This is a genomic window from Streptococcus parasanguinis, from assembly GCF_023109675.1.
Taxonomy (GTDB): Bacteria; Bacillota; Bacilli; order Lactobacillales; family Streptococcaceae; genus Streptococcus; species Streptococcus parasanguinis_I.
Genome location: NZ_JALDUR010000003.1, coordinates 151,493 through 171,060, shown reverse-complemented (window position 1 = coordinate 171,060; position 19,568 = coordinate 151,493). Strand labels below are relative to the sequence as shown.

Annotated in this window: 12 protein-coding genes and 1 pseudogene; all 13 read right to left on the bottom strand. The window is 43.6% G+C overall.

The features are described from left to right. Positions 1-101: 101 nt before the first annotated feature. Positions 102-251: a hypothetical protein gene (locus M1G14_RS03950; protein ID WP_003010006.1), complete on the bottom strand. Its 150-nt coding sequence runs from the start codon at positions 249-251 to the stop codon at positions 102-104. Between the two features lie 17 nt (positions 252-268). Continuing rightward, entirely contained in the window at positions 269-4,663 is a 4,395-nt protein-coding gene (locus M1G14_RS03945) for a PolC-type DNA polymerase III (RefSeq protein ID WP_247926302.1), read from the bottom strand. A 195-nt stretch (positions 4,664-4,858) separates the two neighbouring features. Beyond that, the gene (locus tag M1G14_RS03940) at positions 4,859-5,263 is read right to left on the bottom strand and encodes a DUF3592 domain-containing protein (RefSeq protein WP_024054640.1); all 405 of its coding nucleotides are present in this window, start codon (positions 5,261-5,263) and stop codon (positions 4,859-4,861) included. A gap of 141 nt (positions 5,264-5,404) precedes the next feature. Next, positions 5,405-5,959: pseudogene (locus M1G14_RS03935) on the bottom strand (hypothetical protein). A 272-nt stretch (positions 5,960-6,231) separates the two neighbouring features. Further along, complete coding sequence (locus M1G14_RS03930) at positions 6,232-6,621, bottom strand: hypothetical protein (RefSeq protein WP_024054637.1); 390 nt, start codon at positions 6,619-6,621, stop codon at positions 6,232-6,234. Between the two features lie 21 nt (positions 6,622-6,642). Further along, positions 6,643-7,575 (bottom strand): hypothetical protein, encoded by a 933-nt coding sequence (locus M1G14_RS03925; protein ID WP_024054636.1) that lies wholly within the window; start codon positions 7,573-7,575, stop codon positions 6,643-6,645. Positions 7,576-7,577: 2 nt separating this feature from the next. Further along, entirely contained in the window at positions 7,578-9,638 is a 2,061-nt protein-coding gene (locus M1G14_RS03920) for a hypothetical protein (protein WP_049523158.1), read from the bottom strand. Between the two features lie 7 nt (positions 9,639-9,645). Further along, the gene (locus tag M1G14_RS03915) at positions 9,646-10,014 is read right to left on the bottom strand and encodes a hypothetical protein (RefSeq protein ID WP_024054634.1); all 369 of its coding nucleotides are present in this window, start codon (positions 10,012-10,014) and stop codon (positions 9,646-9,648) included. 16 nt (positions 10,015-10,030) lie between these two features. Further along, on the bottom strand, positions 10,031-14,431 hold the full coding sequence (gene essC, locus M1G14_RS03910) for a type VII secretion protein EssC (protein ID WP_061591294.1): 4,401 nt from the start codon (positions 14,429-14,431) through the stop codon (positions 10,031-10,033). A 3-nt stretch (positions 14,432-14,434) separates the two neighbouring features. After that, entirely contained in the window at positions 14,435-15,724 is a 1,290-nt protein-coding gene (gene essB / locus M1G14_RS03905) for a type VII secretion protein EssB (protein ID WP_024054632.1), read from the bottom strand. 1 nt (position 15,725) lies between these two features. Further along, entirely contained in the window at positions 15,726-15,968 is a 243-nt protein-coding gene (locus tag M1G14_RS03900; protein ID WP_003013697.1) for an EsaB/YukD family protein, read from the bottom strand. Further along, on the bottom strand, positions 15,969-16,424 hold the full coding sequence (essA, locus tag M1G14_RS03895) for a type VII secretion protein EssA (protein ID WP_024054630.1): 456 nt from the start codon (positions 16,422-16,424) through the stop codon (positions 15,969-15,971). Then, on the bottom strand, positions 16,421-19,444 hold the full coding sequence (gene esaA, locus M1G14_RS03890; protein WP_024054629.1) for a type VII secretion protein EsaA: 3,024 nt from the start codon (positions 19,442-19,444) through the stop codon (positions 16,421-16,423). The genes essA and esaA overlap by 4 nt, the downstream gene beginning before the upstream one ends. Positions 19,445-19,568 lie beyond the last annotated feature (124 nt).

Here is a 19,568-nt window from a genome sequence, read left to right as displayed (position 1 = left end):
TTACTAAAAATTGTAACACAATCTAGGTCCAAAGAAAACACTTATCAGATCTGAAAGGACTGAAAAACCTCTATTTTCAACAGGAAAATAGAGGCTGTCCGTTAATCTTTCAAGGCTGAAAATAAGCCGGCTAGAGCAATCGCTCCTGAGAGCATGGCGGTGGAAAGGAGCAGGACATTGTCTGCCACTTCTAGCTTGTACTCAAAGACTTTTTCAGCTGGTTTGTCTTCTGCAAAAATTTCTACCTTCATGTTTTCCTCCTTTGTTTCTAGAACAAATCATCAAAGAGGCTCAACTGGTTATCCTCTGGCATATTGCCAAGAATGCCCATCTCATCCATCTTTTCAACCAGAGTTGACGAAACGCCGCCACGCTTCCGGAGCTCAGTCTTAGAGAGGAATTCTCCTTCTTCACGCGCCCGCACGATCTGCTTAGCAACGTTCTCTCCTAGACCATCCATAGCGACAAATGGCGGAATCAGGGTGTCTCCATCGATCAAGAATTCTGTCGCCTGACTGCGATAGAGGTCTAGCTTACCAAACTTGAAGCCCCGCTCCCACATCTCATTGACAATCTCAAGGGTGGTGTAGAGATCGATCTCGACGTTAGAGGCTTCGTTGTTCTTGCGTTTCTCAGCGATTTCTTTCATCCGCGCTTTCACGGCTTCAAGGCCTGCCCCCATGGTTTTGATGTCAAAAGCCTTGGCCCGAATCGAGAAGTAAGCACAGTAGTAATAGAGAGGATGATGCACCTTAAAGTAGGCCACACGAAGGGCCATCATAACATAGGCCGCCGCATGGGCTTTCGGGAACATGTACTTGATCTTCCCACAGGACTCGATGTACCATTCAGGGACATTGTTTTCCTTCATGGCTTGGATGTAGCCATTGCGCTCTTCTTCTGAGATCTTGAGCCACATCCCTTTCCGCACGCGCTCCATGATGGTAAAGGCCATCTTAGGCTTGAGACCCGCGTGCATGAGGTAAACCATGATGTCGTCCCGACACCCGATAACGGTCGATAGATCAGCAATGCCCGCCTTGATCAAGTCTTGGGCATTTCCCAACCACACGTCGGTACCGTGAGACAGACCAGAGAGCTGAAGTAACTCTGCGAAGGTCGTCGGATGGGTCTCTTCGACCATGCCCCGAACAAAGTTGGTCCCAAACTCTGGAATCCCCAACATCCCTGTCGGCGTTCCGATCTGCTCGGCTGTCACCCCTAGCACTTCCGTCCCAGAAAAGAGAGCCATGACCCCTGGATCATCCATAGGGATATCATTTGGGTCAATGCCTGACAAGTCTTGGAGTTTCCGAATCATGGTCGGATCATCATGTCCCAGGACATCGAGCTTGAGGACGTTCTCATCGATATCGTGGAAGTTAAAGTGGGTGGTCTGCCATTCAGCGGTCACATCATCTGCCGGATATTGGACCGGAGTAAAGTCATAGACATCCATATAGTTTGGAATAACAACGATTCCTCCCGGGTGCTGACCGGTCGTCCGTTTGACCCCAGCTGCGCCAAGAGCCAAGCGCTCGACCTCGGCATCCCGGTAGTACTTGCCATAGTCCCGCTCATAACCCTTGACAAAGCCGTAGGCAGTCTTAGCTGCGACCGTACCTACCGTTCCTGCCCGGAAGGCATATTCTTCCCCAAAGATATCACGAACATCCAAGTGGGCGCTCGGCTGGTCCTCCCCAGAGAAGTTCAAATCGATATCGGGTACCTTGTCCCCATCGAAACCAAGGAAGGTTTCAAAGGGAATATCCTGCCCATTTTTGCTGAGCTTGTGGCCACAGTTTGGACAATCCTTGTCTGGCATATCAAAACCAGATCCATAAGAACCATCCGTGATAAACTCACTGTACTGGCACTGGCCACAGACATAGTGAGGCGAAAGTGGATTGACCTCGGTGATCCCGATCATGGTCGCTACAAAGCTAGATCCGACAGATCCACGCGATCCAACCAGGTAGCCCCGCTCATTGGAACGGTGCACCAGCATTTGCGATGCCAGATAAATCACGGCAAAGCCATTCCCCAAGATGGAGGTCAATTCTTTTTCAATCCGCAGATCGACAATATCAGGGAGCGGATTACCATAGATCTCAAAGGCTCGCTTATAGGTCAATTCCGCAACCCTTTCTTCGGCCTTGTCGATAAATGGCGTATAGAGGTCCCCCTTGACCACTTCGACCGGCTCAAAGGTCTCTGCGAGCGCATTGGTGTTTTCAATAACAATCTTGCGTGCCAAGTCTTCTCCTAAAAAGGCAAATTCATCCAACATTTCATTGGTGGTTCTGAAATGCGCTTTTGGCAGTGGCGCTGGCTGGGCATCTTCTCCGTGCCCGATGGTCCGGTTGATCATAGCTCCTTGACCGAGACTACGGACAATGATCTCCCGATAAATCTCATCTTCCGGCTCCAGATAGTGGACATTCCCTGTGGCAAGAACAGGCTTGCCAAGGCGATCTCCCACCTCAATCAAGCTCTTGATAATGGTCTGGAGCTCCTCCATGTCCTTGACCTGCTCCTTAGCAATGAGAGGTGCATAGATAGCCGGTGGCATGACCTCGATAAAGTCGTAGTACTTGGCCACTTCGACCGCCGCATCCACCCCTTGTGATATGACCGCATCAAAGACTTCCCCTTCTGAGCAGGCCGATCCGAGGATCAAGCCCTCGCGGTGGGCATCCAGCACAGTCTTGGGAATCCGTGGGACTCCTTCAAAATACTTGGTCCCAGACAGCGAGACCAGTTTAAACATATTCTTAAGGCCGGTCTGATTCTTGACATAGATCGTGGCATGCTTAACCCGGGCCTTCTTATAAGAATTCTCATCGATCAAATCGATATTCAGATCCTTGAGATTGGTCACCCCATGCTTTTCAGCGACATCTTTGATGAAGATAAAGAGCAGGCGCCCCGTCGCTTCCGCATCGTAGTTGGCCATGTGGTGGTGCTCCAAGCCCACTCCAAACCGCTTGGTCAAGGGCCCCAAGCCATGCCGTTTAAAATCGGGGTAGAGGTTGCGGGCAAATTCCAGGGTATCGATGACCGGCTGGGTGATCTTGGGAAGACCATGACGCTCGTAGTTGACATTCATGAAGCCCATGTCAAAAGTGGCATTGTGGGCAACCAAAACCGCATCCTTGCAGAATTCCTGAAATTCCTTCAAGACCTGCACCAAGGGCTTGGCCCCCCGGACATGCTCATTGGTGATCCCTGTCAATTGGGTCGTAAAGGCAGACAAAGGATGGCCCGGGTCAATAAATTCGTCAAACTCCTCAATGACATTGCCCTTGTACATCTTAGAAGCGGCCACCTGGATCAAGTCATTGTAAATGGCTGAAAGTCCCGTTGTTTCTACGTCAAAGACCACATAAGTCGCTTCATTGAGGTCCAGGTCCACCTCGTTATAGGTGATCGGTACCTTGTCTTCTACGATATTTGCTTCCATACCATAGATCAGCTGGATTCCAGCTTTCTTGGCTGCTTTAAAGCCATGTGGGAAGCTCTGCACATTGCCATGGTCGGTGATGGCCACCGCCTTGTGGCCCCACTCAGCTGCCTTGGCAACCAGCTCTTCGACTTCCGGTAGGGCATCCATGGTCGACATATTGGTATGGGCGTGGAATTCCACCCGGCGCTCCCCTTCTAGCATCAGGTCCTTACGGGTATAATGGACGACTTCCTGGATGTCTTGGACATTCATAGTCAAGTCGCGCGTGAAATTGTTCATTTCGATATTTCCCCGGACCCGTAGCCAGCTGTTCTTCTTGATCATGTCAAACTTCTGGGCTTCTTCCTCATTTTTGACCCATTTTTGAAGGGAAAAACTCGAGGTATAGTCGGTCATCTTAAAGCTGATCAAGACCCGACCGGTCCGCGTCACCTTGTGCTCCACGTCAAAGACCACACCCTCAAAGACAATCCGGTTCTCTTCTGTCGTAATCTCGATCATCGGAGTGATCTCAGCCTTGTCTAGCTTAGGTTTAGCCGCAGCTTTCTTAGCCTTGAAGTCAAAAACTGGCTTTTCTTCAACTGCTGGTGGCGGAGCCATCTGGGCCAAGGATTCCATAGCTCGCAAGGTCTCTTCATTGGCTGCTTGGAAAATCTTTTCATTTTCCTCCTCAAAGCGCGCCACTTCCTGCTCTGTCAACTCCTCATCAGACTCCACCCGACAGGTGAAATGCGGAAAACCAAAGGCTGCCAACTGCTTGGCAAGGTTGGGCAAATGATTCTTACGAAAATGCTCCGTATCAACCGAAGAAGGTCCAGAGATGATCAATTCCTGCCCTTCCGCGCGCACCTGCAAGTCTTGGTAGAGCCCCTTAAATCCTTGACTAGCGCAAGGCCCATCTTCAAAGACCTCCTGGTAGTAGGCCTGCAATAAATCTGCAGAAAAATCCTGATTGGCCACTTGGATGGTAAAGGTCGCCTGGTTTCCTGTCTTTGAAAATTCATCCTTCAAGCGCTGGCGCAATTCCTTAAACAAAGCAATCGGCAAAACTTCCGCAAAGGCAAAGCGGAACTCCCAAACCCGACTAACCTTGTGCACCACGACTTCTTGAATCTCCGCATGCAAAAAGGCACTGGAAGATCGCATCTCCAGCGGCATATCCAGCTGATCCATTAAAATTTCAAAGGTGTTGGACATTGTTTCTCCCTTGATCTTGATTCTTTTGCTCGCTTTTGAGCGGCCCGACTCTATGCAAAAACAGACCATTCAAAAACATTCGTAACCCTTATTTTATCACAATTTAAGGATTAATTCGAGGGAGAAGTGAAGACGAAAAAACCACCGATAGGACGGTGATTTCTCTTCATCATTTATTCAGTTAGGGCTGATCCATTATTTATACTTCATCCCCATAGTGATGGCCACAACTGCTAAAATAGGCAATAAAATTAACCTCCAGATTCCAATCCATATCTGCCGTTTAAAAAGCCTGTCTAATCCACTATAGCGTTCAACGTAGGATTCTTTTGGACAGGCTGGATTATACCAGACCGTCATCTTCGATCCCAGTGGAAAAGCATCTTGAAAAAGATTGCCCTTTGAGACTGTAGAATTGGTGTAGATGGTTATCCTTTGTGCCATCAAATCGATATCGCTAGCCGCTTGATTCGTTTTCCAAGGAAGTGTTGCCCGCACCACCCGATAATATTTTAGACTATTACGATAGGTCTGACCATCCACTCTATATTCTACAATTGGAGCCACCACAATTTGTGCCCGCTTATAGCCAACTACCACTCCCTCAACGCTCTTTGACGAGAGGGTCTTAATCCTAACTTCTCTTCAAAAATGTCCAAAAAAGAGTACGGTAAACAAGGGAAATCCAATAACAGCCACAGCAATGACTAGAAGTATTCTGATATCAGGCATCCCCATTACCTACTTCATCATAATGTCTGTGATACTCAGACTCATTTTCGTTTCATCTGTTATACTTTCGACAATTGATTGTTGCTCCTTAGTCAAAGGAAGCAAAAAGATCGTTGCCGATTGAGTCGGTAATTTGCCATTTTCAGAAATCCTATACTCAACTAACTGGTTTTGATATATAGATTGTCCATCGTAACTCCAATTTAGCTTAAATTCTGCATCATGATCAATATTCGTTGCCGTTTTGTTGACCAACATAAATACTACATATTCTTGTTGGTTCAAAGTATAGGTACTACCTGTATAATACAAAGTAATCTCACCTTGCTTGCCAGCTTCCGGATGCTCTTTAACTAACTTCTTCCCTAGTTCGATCAAGTCAGATGTTTTTCCTTCATACTGAGGTGCCACTACAAATTTCAACCCCTGTTCCTCTTTAGCAGACGAGGAGGCTTTTGTAGTTTGCTCAGTTTTCTTTGCAGTCGCCTCCTTGACCTCTTATTTCGGCTGAGCACAAGCTGTTAATACAAACACACTCGCCAGTAATACCATCATCTTTTTCATGGATCATTTCCCTTCTTTTATAATTGAGTTAGATTCAAAAACATTTTCTACTATCATACCGGAAATTAGTTTGAAGAGCAAGTTCGTCACTAGGTGGAGAGAGCTGAGGGGATGAAAAAAGAGAGAACCTGTGTACTGACACCAAAAGTTTGATTTTTTCTGTCTAACTTTTTGATCGCAGTTCATATTTGGTTCTCCCAATTTATAAACGACTTCCTCATTAAAATAAAATCAGCTATAAACAATAAATTTTCCCAAATACAATAAGACACTTATGGATATTGAACTTTTTTCTTAGATTTTGTTGTTTCTTGTTTTTTCTCTGCATTTTGACGTTTTTCTTCTTCTGACTGCATTTGCTTGGTCGACTTCCCATTTGAAAATGATTCACTTATATTATTTTTAATCGCTTCAGCTAAATCGCCATCCACTCTATCAAAAGCATCCGCTATTGAATTTAAATACTGATCAAGATTTTCCACAGTATCACTCAAATCAGTAATCATTTGTTTAATGGAGCTTGTTGCTGCTGATAATTTTTCTGTTGCATCTGATTCTATCAAGTCAGAGGACTTATCTGATAAATGTTCATCCGCAACCTTAAAACTTGCTTTAACTCCTTTTATATGTTCTGAGCTAATTCGTTTAGTACCTGTTCCCATTTTATCTCCTTTCTTATTTAACTATTGAATCCTTGTATCTTGTAAAATGTCACTACCTTCTGGTATAAGAGGAGATAAATGATTTAAAATTTCTTTTGGACTTCGATCGCTATTAAAAGTTGGATAATAAGCGCTATTATTTTCTTTTAAAATTTTGTAAGCCTTCGGATATTCTTTCTGAATTGGTAGATCTTTACTTTGTTCAAATAATTCTTTTTTGATGTTTACAGTATTATAGTTTAAATCAAGACCATAATGTAATAATTCATCTCCTGGTAAAGAATCCCCTTGGTAATTTTCATTGATTGAAGAATATAATCCCTCTAATTTTTTGCTTTCCTTCTGATAATCAATGAATTTACCCGTTTCCAAATCTAAATAATATGGTTTAATTTCTGTCTTAGAGACCGGAATACCATTTACCTTTTTTTCTGTACTCTTTTGAATATTGACAGACAACACTTCCTTTCCGCTAGGTAGTGTATTTAAAGATGGACCAACTGTACTTAATCCCCAGCCTTCACCTTTTTCTCGAAGCCATTTTAATACATCAACCTCTTTCTTTTTTAAAGTTTGATCTTTTGTATCATAGATTAATAAACGATAGGTACTTCCACCTTTTTTGCGCGACATCGTTTTAAAATTCTCTCTAATGATAAAACGTTTACCTGCCATGATAACATCATTGTTATGATATTCAACTTTACTTTGTGGATCGTTCTTAAGGTGCTTACGAATTTGTTTATCTTCTTCCGGATCTTTACTAACCCACTTTGCTACGATACCCTTATCTCCTAGAAATTCATAATCACCAATTTCGTAGTCACCACTATAAGTGTACACATTATTGTAATAATCTTCTTTTTCTTGTTTATCTTGGTAGTATTTATAGACAAAAAATCCTAAAATTGCGACAAAAATCGTTGAAAGTATTGCAAACTTTTTAAAAGTCATACTTATCTCTCCTTGTATTCAAATTTCTCATCTAGGTATAAAATATACCTTTCTACGCCTCTGTTTCCCGTACTTTCATTCTGCGGAATGATAGCATTTAAAGCATTTGTAAGTTTATCTATTTCCTCTTGCTTCATATCTGTTATTTTTTTATCAGATACTCCCATAAGATAGTTCTTGGTATCATTATCAACTTTAACTTCGTTCTTTTTAATTTGGTTTTCTATCCACTGTTCCGGAGTTAAACCATTGCGAGTAGCTTCTGGAATTTTTTCTTCTACATAGCCTTTCATACCTCTATCGTCCATTTCTTCCGCTCGAAGAGTTGCATTAAAGTCATAGTAAACAGAAGAGTCTGTATAAGTATCTTTATTCGATTTGAGATACCAAGTCCCTTTTTTCAAATACTCACCTATGCTTTTTTGTTGATTACTTAATTCCTCTTTTGACAGTTTCTCTATCTTACTACTAAACTCAAAATGGTCTTTAGCAATGTTACCAATAACCTTCAGTGCATTCTTCCCGTATTTATTTGGAATATAATCACTAAGTGATTTAATACCATCCGATTTCTCCTTGTCATCTCCAGCAAACGATCCTAAAAGCTCCATGACTGTTCCAGAACCAGGAATAAGACTATTTAATAAGCCTTGCCCAATAGCTTTACCCATTTCTTTCTGAAATTCTTCCAACGCTTCTTTTCGAGCTTTCTTAAGTTTAGATGCCCTTTCTTGATTATAGATCAAATTTGCACCTGCTCCAGCCATTGTACTACTATTATAATTTTCCGTTGTTGTAGTGGCAGTCATAATTTGATCTACTTTGACCATTCCCAAAACATTTTTATGTATTACATGTTTAAAATCTGTTTTTACAGAGAAAGAAATTCCATCACTTGTTATTTGTATGTCTTTCATTTGTTTGTTGGTCATTTTAGTTTCTGGCTCAGTGTATTCACCATAATTTAATCTTTCTATATCTTCTCCGATACCAATTAAATTAATAGACTGCATCAAACCAATGAAATCATTCACGTTATTTAATCGATTCTGATCTCTACCAATTTTAGAATCATTCGGATTTTCTGAATGGTTCTTTTTCATATTTCCAATTAGAAACCAAGCTTCTCTATCACCGGCTTCTATCATTGAAGTTGTAAACTGAGATACAGTGTCAATCGACTCACTCCCCATCGCATCTACTAGATGATTTAATTTTTTTACTGCTAGTTTATCTCCATTTTTCCCACGCACTATCCAATCCGTAACTTCTGCGGAAAGTACATTATATGTACCACCACTAATCCCCTCAGGTCGTTGCTTCATTATTTTTCCAGGAGATTCACTAAGGATATCTTTTACTACTGTTGCATCAACATCGCTTGACATAGAATCAAGATAATACATTTTATCCTTCGTTAAAATTTTATGGCTAATACTATCCAAAATAAAATCTGCAGGCATCCTTAAAATCGACTTTGCATGATTGACTTCTATTTGAAGCAGATTTATTGTCTTCGTTATTTCATCCAACCCCTGTACAAATGTTTTGTGTGCTCCTTCGATCGCATCATGTGTATTTGATCTATTCGTAGACTCAGTTAATAATTCTTGCTGTGCTGTTGTTTGGATAGGGGTCAAATTTATACTATCAATTTCTAATAATCTTGTGGCAGTATCCAACGCAGGTTGCAATTTAGACTTGACATCTTCAACAGCAGTTGACTGATCACCTGTCAAAGTCTGTGTTACAGTATTTTTCCCGCTTTCTGAAGTCCAAGCTTTGACATCAAATCCAGCATCCTTAATAGTTGAACTAAACGTGATATTGAGTGTAGAATATTTTTCTAACTCTTCAGGTACTTTATGAAAAACTTTTTCTTGTAAAATGTTTAATTTTTTGTAAAAAGCTTCTAACGCATCTAATTCTGAATTATTTTTTTTAATAGAAAACTTTCTTTCTGTATCACTAACAGCAACTGAATATGATTTTGAAAATTCTGAAATAGACTTTCCAAAATCATCTATACCAGGTAAATTATGTATCTTGATAATGTCACTCATAAAACTATCACTCCTTCGCCATATCTATAAGTATAGATAATGTATTCATTGACGTTCTACATGCAGCAGCCTCAAAGCCAAGAAATAATATTTTAGCATTGAGTTCCCCTGCAATATCTTCTTTATATTTTGAAAATTTCTCCGAAGCTATCTTTACAGTTGTTTGTTCTGCTTCTGTTTCATTTTTATATGCTGTTCCAGCCAAATTATAATTATTTTTTATATTTTCATGATTTTTAAGAATATAATCTACTGTAGTTGAAACATTATTTAAATTCTTTAAAGCTTCTGATAACTCAGCGATTTTTGCATTTAATGCATTACTCTTAGCACTAATTTCATTATACTGTTGGATTAATTCAGATTTATTTCCCATTACATCTCCTATAATATTACGATATCAAAACCTTGATTATTCTTAGTTGATTATCAACTACATAATAATGTAATTGTTTTTCTAACACTCCTTCTCTTAGTGGCTTATTGACTGCATTCAACATAGTTTGATCATTAAATCTAATTGCTAAGAAAGCTTGTTTATATGCTCTTACTTGTTTCGAAGCTGAATCAATATTGCGACTTATAGAAGCCGAAGTCATAACAACAACACCGTATCCAACCTTCAAACCTTTTTCCAATAAGTACGTCAAGTAGTCAATACCATTTTGTGTTAACTCCTGCAGTAGATCAATCATATTATATATAATAATAGTAGCATCATGAGAAAACAACTGTTTCTCCAATCTCTCATCAATACGCTTATTCATATCTTTAAGAGATTCTAGAACTTCCTCAGCCGATGAAAAGACAAATAAATTATCTGCATTTGGTAGTTTATGATACTTCGGCGCCAACACAATCACCTTCTGCTTGCTACGAGCAATTTGTTTGACGAATTGAGTCATCTGCTCTTCTTTGTCTGTCAGATAGAGAAGGTTGCCTTTCTTGAGATCCCATGTCACCGGCTCAACCGTCTCCAGATCCAATCCGAGTGGTACCTTTCCTTCATTCAGTAAAGCTGCTACATCCTCACGGCCGTAGAAGGCTGCTTCTGTCAACTCATCTGGGACCATTGGGATGCCTGCTGGGGTGTGGCCTGTCCACATCTCTTTGAGGCTTTGGACTTGGTCGCGGAGGTTGTTGATGATTTGGATATCATTGTCTCCTGCGACTGGTAGGGCGAACTGAACAACATCGACTTCGTCACGCTTCATGAGCGCGCGTCCCTTGATGTCTTCCATCGTAGCTGCTAGTGGGGTTGCTCCTACGATACCACGGACTTCAGAGATATCATTTTGTGGCAAGGTCAGCTGGTGCTTGAAGTTGGAGTATAGCTGAGCACGTAGGTTGTTCTGACGGCTAGCTGTGATGATCAAGTGCACACCGATGCTGAGACCTTCACGGGAGATCCGCATGAAGAGCTTGAAGAGGTCTGTCTCATAAGGCTCGTCCTTCATAGACTCATAGCTATCCATGAGGATGACCATGGTTGGCTCTTGCTTACCGGTTACTTCACGGTAGAGGGCGATGGTGCCGACCCCATGCTCGGAGAGGAGCTTCTTGCGACGATCCAACTCGCGGTTGATGATCCGGATAAATTTCTGGATTTTCTCCGTCTGATCCAGCAAGAGGCTATCAGCCACATGTGGCAATTGGCTTAGTGGGGCTAGACCATTGGTTCCGAAATCCAGCAGGTACATGGTCAGATTTTCTGGACTCTGCTTGCGAGCCAGATCCATTGCGACTGTCTGAAGGAAAGTCGTCTTTCCTGTCCCTGGACTTCCGTAAAGGAGGATATTCCCATCTTTTGACAGATCGATGGCGACTGCTTCTTGCTTTTGCGCTTGCGGGATATCGGCTACCCCGATCAGGACGCTTGGAGCTGTCCGTTTTTGCCAAGCCTTGATCGGCACGACCTTGTCCAACTCATCCAGCGTAATCCGCTCTTTGAGGGGAGGCAACCATGGTTGGGCCACAGCTGCGATGCCTTCTTGTTGGTGCAAGTGATTGATTTCCTGCACGATGACATCCAGTTCTGTTGGCACTTCCTTGATTTCTTCTGCCATATCCAGACCGGAGAGGTCTTGGTTGAGGACTTCATATTGGCCTAGTTCATTGATCAAGTAGATGGTATGATCTTCGATCCCTAGCTGGTCCTTCTCAGGCTGGTAGTCTGCACCTGACCAAGCGGTTTGGAAGAGTTCGTAGACTTCGTTGTTGCCAACTTGGAGGTAGGCACGACCGGTCTGGGTGATCTGAGCCGCATCTGCCGTCCGCAGCATCTCCATGGAGTCTCCACGGTCTGCCACCTTGAGGGCTAGCTTGAAGCGAGAGTTGGACCAGATCTGGTCATCCACGACCCCAGAAGGTTTCTGCGTCGCAAGGATCAAGTGTACCCCGAGGGAACGCCCGACACGCGCGATAGAGACCAATTCCTTGATGAAGTCTGGTTGGTTGACCTTGAGTTCGGCGAACTCATCACTGATCAAGAAGAGGTGAGGAAGCGGTTCGGTCGCTTCACCGAGTTTAAATTTCTTTTGGTATTGGTTAATATGGTTGACCCCATATTGACCAAAGAGGCGTTCCCGACGATGGATCTCCGCATTGATAGAGGCGAGGGCCCGCATAGACTGGGCACCATCCAAGTTGGTGATGGTTCCAAGCAAGTGAGGCAGATCCTTGAAGAGGTTGGCCATTCCCCCACCCTTGTAGTCGATGAGGAGGAAAGCAACATCGTGTGGGTGGAAGTTGACGGCAAGGCTCAGGATATAAGACTGAATGGTTTCAGACTTACCAGAACCGGTTGTCCCTGCGATCAAACCGTGTGGCCCATGAGCTTTTTCATGAAGATTGAGGTAGACCAAATCGTCCTTCCCGCGCAGACCGATCGGCACGGCCAAACTTTGGTAAGGGGCATGGCTCTCCCAACGACTCAAGACTTTGAGGTCACTGAAAGTTTCCGCTTGGTACATTTCAAGGAAGGTCACAGAGTCCGGAATTGAGCTCTTGAGCTGTTGAATATGCTTGAGAGGGGCAAGGCCGCGCGAGATGGCTTCCTTGTCATAGCCTTCAGGGAAGTGGTCCAATTGGAAGTCGAGCTCCCGAAGAACCCCTTCTTGCAAGAGCAATTGCCCTTGGTTGCGGTCCTTGATAGAGATAACCGTTTGGATATTTTCAGAAAGTGATGAGAGCACATCTGCTACATAGATGATGGAGCAGCCGAGCTCTGTCGGATCCTCACGGAAGAACTCCATGATGACATGGTCCAAAATCAAAGTCTCATCGGTGATGAGGACCACATAGTGAGGGTGGAAGATCTTGGTATCATTGGCTTTTTCTTCCTCTTTTTGCGCCTTGCGGAGCTTGAGGATTTGGTTGAGACTGTTCAAGACCTGATCGCGTGTCCGCTGATTGTAGACAAAGCTACGGACATTCATGTCTTGCAGGGTCGCATGAGGCAACCAGCGCATCCAATCCCAGCTTTCTTTTTCCTCTTCTGGAATGATCGGAATAATAGTCAGATCATGGTATGAGTGAAAGACAGCCAATTGGGCAACCAGGAGTTGCAACTGTTCTAGCACGATAGGGCGAGGACCGACGTACCCGACAGGTCCCCGATTAAGGCTGGCTACAATCGGAAGATTGTCGATCTTTTGATGGGCTTGGAAAAGAGCATAGCCTTCTTCTTCCAAGGCATCTTTCTTCCCACTGCGCTCTTCCTGACCATATTTGAGCTCATAGCTGGTTGGAACCTTGCCCAAGCCCAAACGATAGGCCAAAAAGTCAAAATGAAGCGGTGTTTTTTCGTAGATCCGCGAGTCATAACGTTTGACCATCTTGGTCAAGTCTTCGATCGCTGGGAAATGGTAAAACATGCCTTCTCGTTGCTTCCGAGATAGCTGTTCCAAGTCCTTAGCCTTGTCCTTGAGATAGAGATGGTAGAGCTCCACGCGCTCTTTCTTGTCTTCTTTGTATTTCTTACGATTCTTGAAGAATCCTTGGACCGAAAAGATCACACTGACCACAGACATGGATACCGTCGCGATGATATAGAGACCCCGCGGTTGGAAAATGGTGATCAAGAGGGTCACCCCAACCATGATGAGGGGGGGTATGATCAACTTCAAGAGTTCATCTGATGGCTTTTGAGGCTCTGCTCCCGGAGGATTGATCAAGATTTTGTCTTCCGAACTTCGGTAGATGATCCGCGGAGACCGGTGGTACTCTGGATAGTCCTTGTAGAAGTCATAGCGTGAATGCAAACGCGGCACCAGATAAGGACTCACTTCGACAGCCCCTTCCACGCCAAATTCTTCTGGATAGAGCTTAAAGGTCACATCTCGAATAGCTAGCTCATCCCCAAAGGCCAGTGGAAAAGTCGCTTCACTGACGAGTTTGTGGTTATGGTATAGTTTTCCGGATAAGAGCTGGCAAGTCCATGTCTGCTCTTTTTTCACAAGGAGAAAGCGCACTGGATAGTGCAAGCGCACATCCGCACCCTTTTCATCTGCTACGAGAATTTCTTCCTTGTCTAGCAGTTCATAGGTATGGACTTCTCCTGTCGCCAAGTAGCAGACCACATCCCCAAGGATTTTGCTATTTTCAAGCACACCCTTGTCTTCACCATACTGGTAGAAGATTTCACCTTGACTCCATTGGAAATGAAGGGGATTTTCTTGCGAAGCCAGGGTCAACTGAGCTGTTTCTTGATTCGATACAGTCGCTGTTTTTCCCTCTTCTAGCGCTAGCTCATAGCGAAAACCTTTTTTATAGAGTATGATACGTTTTTTCATAGACTACTCCTTGTGGTCGCTAGACTCAGTCGAGCTTGCAGTTGTAGAAGACGAGCTTTCTGTTGAGGAACCTTCTGTAGACGAAGCCGTTGTTGAGCTGCTAGTGGAAGCTTTGGTTTCATCTGTCTCTGCTTCCAAGAGTTTAGAGCGGGCATCCCAGTATTTCTTGTATTCGCCCTCTAGCTCAGAGAGTTTCTTCTCGCGCTGTTCACCAGAGAGTTTTTCGCTATCACGTGTCGCCTTGATTTCTTTACGAAGGGCATAGATGATCAAGTCTGAATCGTCGATCCGCTTGGCTGTATCCAGCGCTTGGGTAAAGTCATGACGGCCGATATAGATCCAGTAGTGGAGATAGAGACTGTCTGATTTGAGCGTGACGTTGTTGAGGATGACCTTCTTTTGGTCCTCTGAGAAATTCAAGCCTTGCAAGTAAGACGTCGCCAACTCGTATTTCTGTGTCGTTGGAAGACTGCTTGGAGCCACTCCCTCCAACTCATCGATCACACCAGTATAGTCTACCTTGAGATAGGCTGTATCCGCTTGAAGCAACTTTTCTTTAAAGGGTGCTTGGAAAAAGACCAAATAAATCAAAGGCAAGAGTAAGAGGGCCACTACAGCTGAAAGCCATACTGTTGCCAACTTAAAGATTCGGTGTTGACGACTTGAAACCAAGGTCAAGGTCTTTTCTTCCTCTTCCTTGCGTTCTTGGTAGGCTTTCTCTAAGAGAGCTTTCATCTCTTCTAAGCTAGCAGCATCACGGATTTCTACCAAGAAATCAGGCAGATCTTCTAATTCAAGTGTGCCTTGATAGAGCTCCATGAAATCCCAGTCCCCAAAAAGAGTGACCGCATAGCACTTGGCCTGCCGCAAGAATTCAACCTGATCCCACTTGCGTGGCACCATCATTCCCGGCACCCCGCGATAAGCGATCTTGACTTGCGCATCCTTGGTCACAAACAAATTGATAGGATGCAACATAAAGGTCACCGGAAGCTCCAAGGCTGGCGCCAAATCCAAGACATTGATAGCTAGACGCAGACGGTCTGAAACCGGTAATGCCTGGATTTCTTCTGCACTCAAGCCTAGCGCGTCTGTCTGATAGGTCAGATGAATCTGGTCTTGATCCGCTGTCATGCTTTGCTCTAAAAACAAGGGATGATGGAGATCCAAAATCCATAAATTGCGTAAATCCTGGCTATCCACTTCTGAACGCTTAAGGTCCAGCCGCCAGCTCGTTTCTTCTTTTTCAAAACGGAAGACTTGTTCTTCCAGTGTAAATTGTTCTTCTTTCACCTTACCACTCCTCAATCTCGATCAGATCACCACTCGTGATCGGATACTCCTGTACCACCTTGCCTTCATCCAGCAAGATGCCTTTATTTACCACGCGCAACTGATACTTGCTTCTAGGCTCCATGGCAGACCCAAAGATCTGATCCAATTCCCGAATCAAGCGTCGCACCTCCATCCGCGTTGGGATTCGGAGGTCATGGCTTGCACCATTCATACGGAAGGTGACATTGATATGTTGGTCCATTTAGGCCTCTTTTCTATAGATTCGATAGGAAATATAGCCAGCAATCCCAAAGAGAAGAGCACTCCAAGCCAGCATTTGCAAGGCTGGAATAAAATCCGACAAGCTGGCCGAATTGTCCTCCACATTGGACTCGAATTTAGATAATTTTTGATTTTCAGGCTGGAACAGGTCCGCTTCAGGCCCCGTTTTTTTCTTTCCCTTTATAGCAGAAAACAACTGGCCGTCTGAATCGGTCAATTGTTTCTCTTGCTTGCGTTTTTCATCTGCTAATTTTTTCTGATCCTTCTCATTGAAAAGAGACTCAGTCGCATCCAATTGGCCCCCAAGTGTCTTTTCCTGCTCTGTCTCAAGACGTGAGTTGTTGACCTGCAGACGATTATCAATAAAATCATCTGCAGAAACAACAACCGCTGGCAAGAGACTTAAGACAAAGAGAAGATACATCATTTTTTTCATAAGCTTGATTCATTTTCCTTTGTTTGAGTAAACTTCTTAGGAATGAAGATATTGGCAACCGCCAAAAGTCCGAAGAAGACCAACAATCCGAAGAAGACGCCGATACCGGCTGTTTGTCCATCAAAGTAACCCGCAAACTGTCCTTCTAAAATAGAAAGGAGGTTGACATTTTTCACCAGTGCTGGAAGGCCTGACAAGGTCGCGGTCGTTCCGATCGCGCTTGATAGGTAGACATAGCTGATCAACATGAAGAAGGCCAGTCCCATTCCAATCACACGGAAGTGTTTCAAAAGAAGGTATTGTAGTTGTACCAAGACAAAGCTTGCTAGAACCGCTAAGAACACCCATGAAGGTACATATTCACGACCAACAGAGAGTTGAATACTTGAAATCATTCCGATCACCAGTCCAAGGATGAGAGAAAGTCCCACAAGGACACCGACAGACAAGAGATCTGATTCTTGCAAACGATCCAATTTGAAACGATCCTTAACCTTGCGAATGATTGGTTGAGTCGCAAAGAGATAAGCTGTAAAGAGACTCAAGACTTCCAACATAAAGATCCAGATAAATGGACGGTAGACGTTGATAGTCGCTTTCACAGAAGAAGATTTCTCTGCAACTGGATTTGACAAGAAGTCGAGCAAGACTTCATTCGGCACTCCGTTTTCATAGGCATTGTTGAAGACCTTACGGAAGGCTTCGACGAAGTTCCCATTTTCAGACAATTCCTTGTCGAATTCACCCATCAAGCTCTCTGCATTGCTAGACAATTTCTCTGTATTGCCTTGGGCTTTAGCCAATTCTTTGTTCAATTGGCTAAAGATTTCATTGGTAGAGTTAGCAGCTTCTACATTGCTACGAGATGAGCTCTTAACGCCTTCTGTCGAGCTCAATAATGACGCGTATTCAGAACCAAGAGCTGACAAATCTGCATCGGTCTTGGTTTGAGCCTGTGTCACTGTTTCTTGCGCTTTTGAGATCTCTTCTATACGTTTTTGAAGATCAGCATATTGCGTCAATTGATCGTTGATATTTTGGGTTAGATCCTTGTTGGTGTTTTCGATTGCTTGAAGATTTGCCTGCAATTGTGGTCCCAAGTCTTGCAACTGTTTAAGGGTACCATCTAACTGGGCTTTCACACTCTTCGTTGCATCCCCAGATTCATCCGTTTCAATACTCTTACGGTAGTCCTTCATGTTACTTGAAACGGCAGCCTTCACGACATCGACCAAAGCATTTGTCAAATCCATATCTTCGATCGGATCATAGAGCGAATGACGATCTCCCTTGTCATCTTTTGGATAGTAAGCATCGATCAATGCTCCCGCGCGTTGATAATCCAGGGCGATTTCACTAGCTTTCGATGCATAGTTAGCAACCGCTGTTTTCAAATCTTCTGCAGATACGGTCACACTGGTTGAAGAAACTCCATTCACAAGGACTTCAACATCAATCGCGCTTGGCATAGCTCCTCCATCTTCAACAAGGTGAATTTGAATTTGTTTGCCATCTTTCAGTTCGACTTCCTGCTCACCACCACCTGCATAAGTATGTCCATCATAGGTCCAAGTATCAACCTTGACTCCTGCAGGGACATGAATACTAACTTTCTGTTTTCCAGATTTAGCATTAAGGACATCCGCAACTGCCGTTGATTTGGCATCCACTTCTGCAGCCAATTTTTTTAAGTCATCGGCGTTCCCTTTTGGATGCGCCTTTGTTCCAGCAAAAGCACTATCAAAATTAATCGCTGCGTTGAGATTTCCATACTTATTCAAATTCAGACTAGCAGGATCTAAAGACGGAAGTTTTTCAATTGCTTGACGAATGTCATCATCCGCTTTATCTCGAGCCTTGCTGATAGTTTCGATTTTTGGCTTTCCAAGCAAGGTACGAAGAGTGACTTTGTCTCCTTCATTTAGACCATAGTAGTCAAGGATCTTCGCTTTTACAGAAGACTCGATGTTCTTTTCGTGCTCATCTAATTTGTCGCGTTCTGCCTTGATCCCTTTTTCAAGGTCTGCCACACGATCATTCACATCTTTTGTCAAGCCTGCATAGGTCTTGGTACCTGAAGCATCTCCTGCTGTTTCAGTTGGTTGACTCAATTGTTTGGTAATTGCTTCTTGGTTTTGTTGTAGATTCTTATACAACTCTTGAGTCTTTTCACTGACAACAGACTGGTTCATAGACATCAGCTGGTTCATGAACTCTTCATGGCTGATCTTATCCTCAGAGCGTTGCTTGATCAATGTGTCGAAGTTTTGACCGTACTGATCCTGAGATTGGGTCAATTGATCAAAAGCCTGTGTATAAGACTCAAGGACTGTCTTCAAGGCATTGTTCGACTCGACAGATGACGTAGACAAGCTATAGAGACTTGGGAAGATATTCTTGGAATCCAAGGCCGAATCCAGCAAGTTGCTTCGGTAAGAACCAATGTTGGTGGATTGAATTTTGTTACTTGTTTCCACGTTCTTTTGAGCTGTATAAAGGTTGCTCAAAATGCTGACCATATACATATCAACCAACTGGCTATTCAAGTCTGAAACGATATCTTTAGCGACTTTATTGGCCTCGTTCTCAACCTGAGAATTCCCAGCCGCATTGACCTTATACGTCACCGTTGTCTTCTCTGCATTAACCGCGTTCACTTCCAAGACCTTCTCTGAGAAATCACTTGGAATAACGATCATCAACTGGTACTTGCCATCTGCAAGCCCTGACTCAGCAGCTCCTCGAGGGAGTACAGACCAGTTTTGCGAATTATCCCGTTCGATATTCTTTACATAGCTAGCCCCAAGGTTATATTCTTTATCATTCAGCTTGACCGCCTTGTCTTCATTGACAACCGCAATGTTGAGCTTAGTGTTTTCCGTTGTTTGCACGGTCTTGGCTTCGTTTTGCTTTTGGTCCTTTTGAACCGTCGTATAAAGACCCACGACAGATCCCATCAAAAGGAGCACAACCGCACTCTGACCGATGTATTTTAACCATTTTTTATTTTTAACTTCCATACCTTTTCCTTTTTCTAATTCATAGATACAAAATAGGGGTTAGGAATTAAGAATCTAACCCCTATTTTCTATATATCAAAAGACAAAAGGGTGATCTACCTACAAGAAGTAAGATCACCTCCAA

Bases quoted from the DNA above. Each gene is read 5' to 3' on its own strand.
- M1G14_RS03950 (WP_003010006.1), bottom strand. From the start codon at position 251: ATGAAGGTAGAAATTTTTGCAGAAGACAAACCAGCTGAAAAAGTCTTT.
- M1G14_RS03945 (WP_247926302.1), bottom strand. From the start codon at position 4,663: ATGTCCAACACCTTTGAAATTTTAATGGATCAGCTGGATATGCCGCTG.
- M1G14_RS03930 (WP_024054637.1), bottom strand. From the start codon at position 6,621: ATGGGAACAGGTACTAAACGAATTAGCTCAGAACATATAAAAGGAGTT.
- M1G14_RS03925 (WP_024054636.1), bottom strand. From the start codon at position 7,575: ATGACTTTTAAAAAGTTTGCAATACTTTCAACGATTTTTGTCGCAATT.
- M1G14_RS03920 (WP_049523158.1), bottom strand. From the start codon at position 9,638: ATGAGTGACATTATCAAGATACATAATTTACCTGGTATAGATGATTTT.
- M1G14_RS03915 (WP_024054634.1), bottom strand. From the start codon at position 10,014: ATGGGAAATAAATCTGAATTAATCCAACAGTATAATGAAATTAGTGCT.
- essC (WP_061591294.1), bottom strand. From the start codon at position 14,431: ATGAAAAAACGTATCATACTCTATAAAAAAGGTTTTCGCTATGAGCTA.
- M1G14_RS03900 (WP_003013697.1), bottom strand. From the start codon at position 15,968: ATGGACCAACATATCAATGTCACCTTCCGTATGAATGGTGCAAGCCAT.
- essA (WP_024054630.1), bottom strand. From the start codon at position 16,424: ATGAAAAAAATGATGTATCTTCTCTTTGTCTTAAGTCTCTTGCCAGCG.
- esaA (WP_024054629.1), bottom strand. From the start codon at position 19,444: ATGGAAGTTAAAAATAAAAAATGGTTAAAATACATCGGTCAGAGTGCG.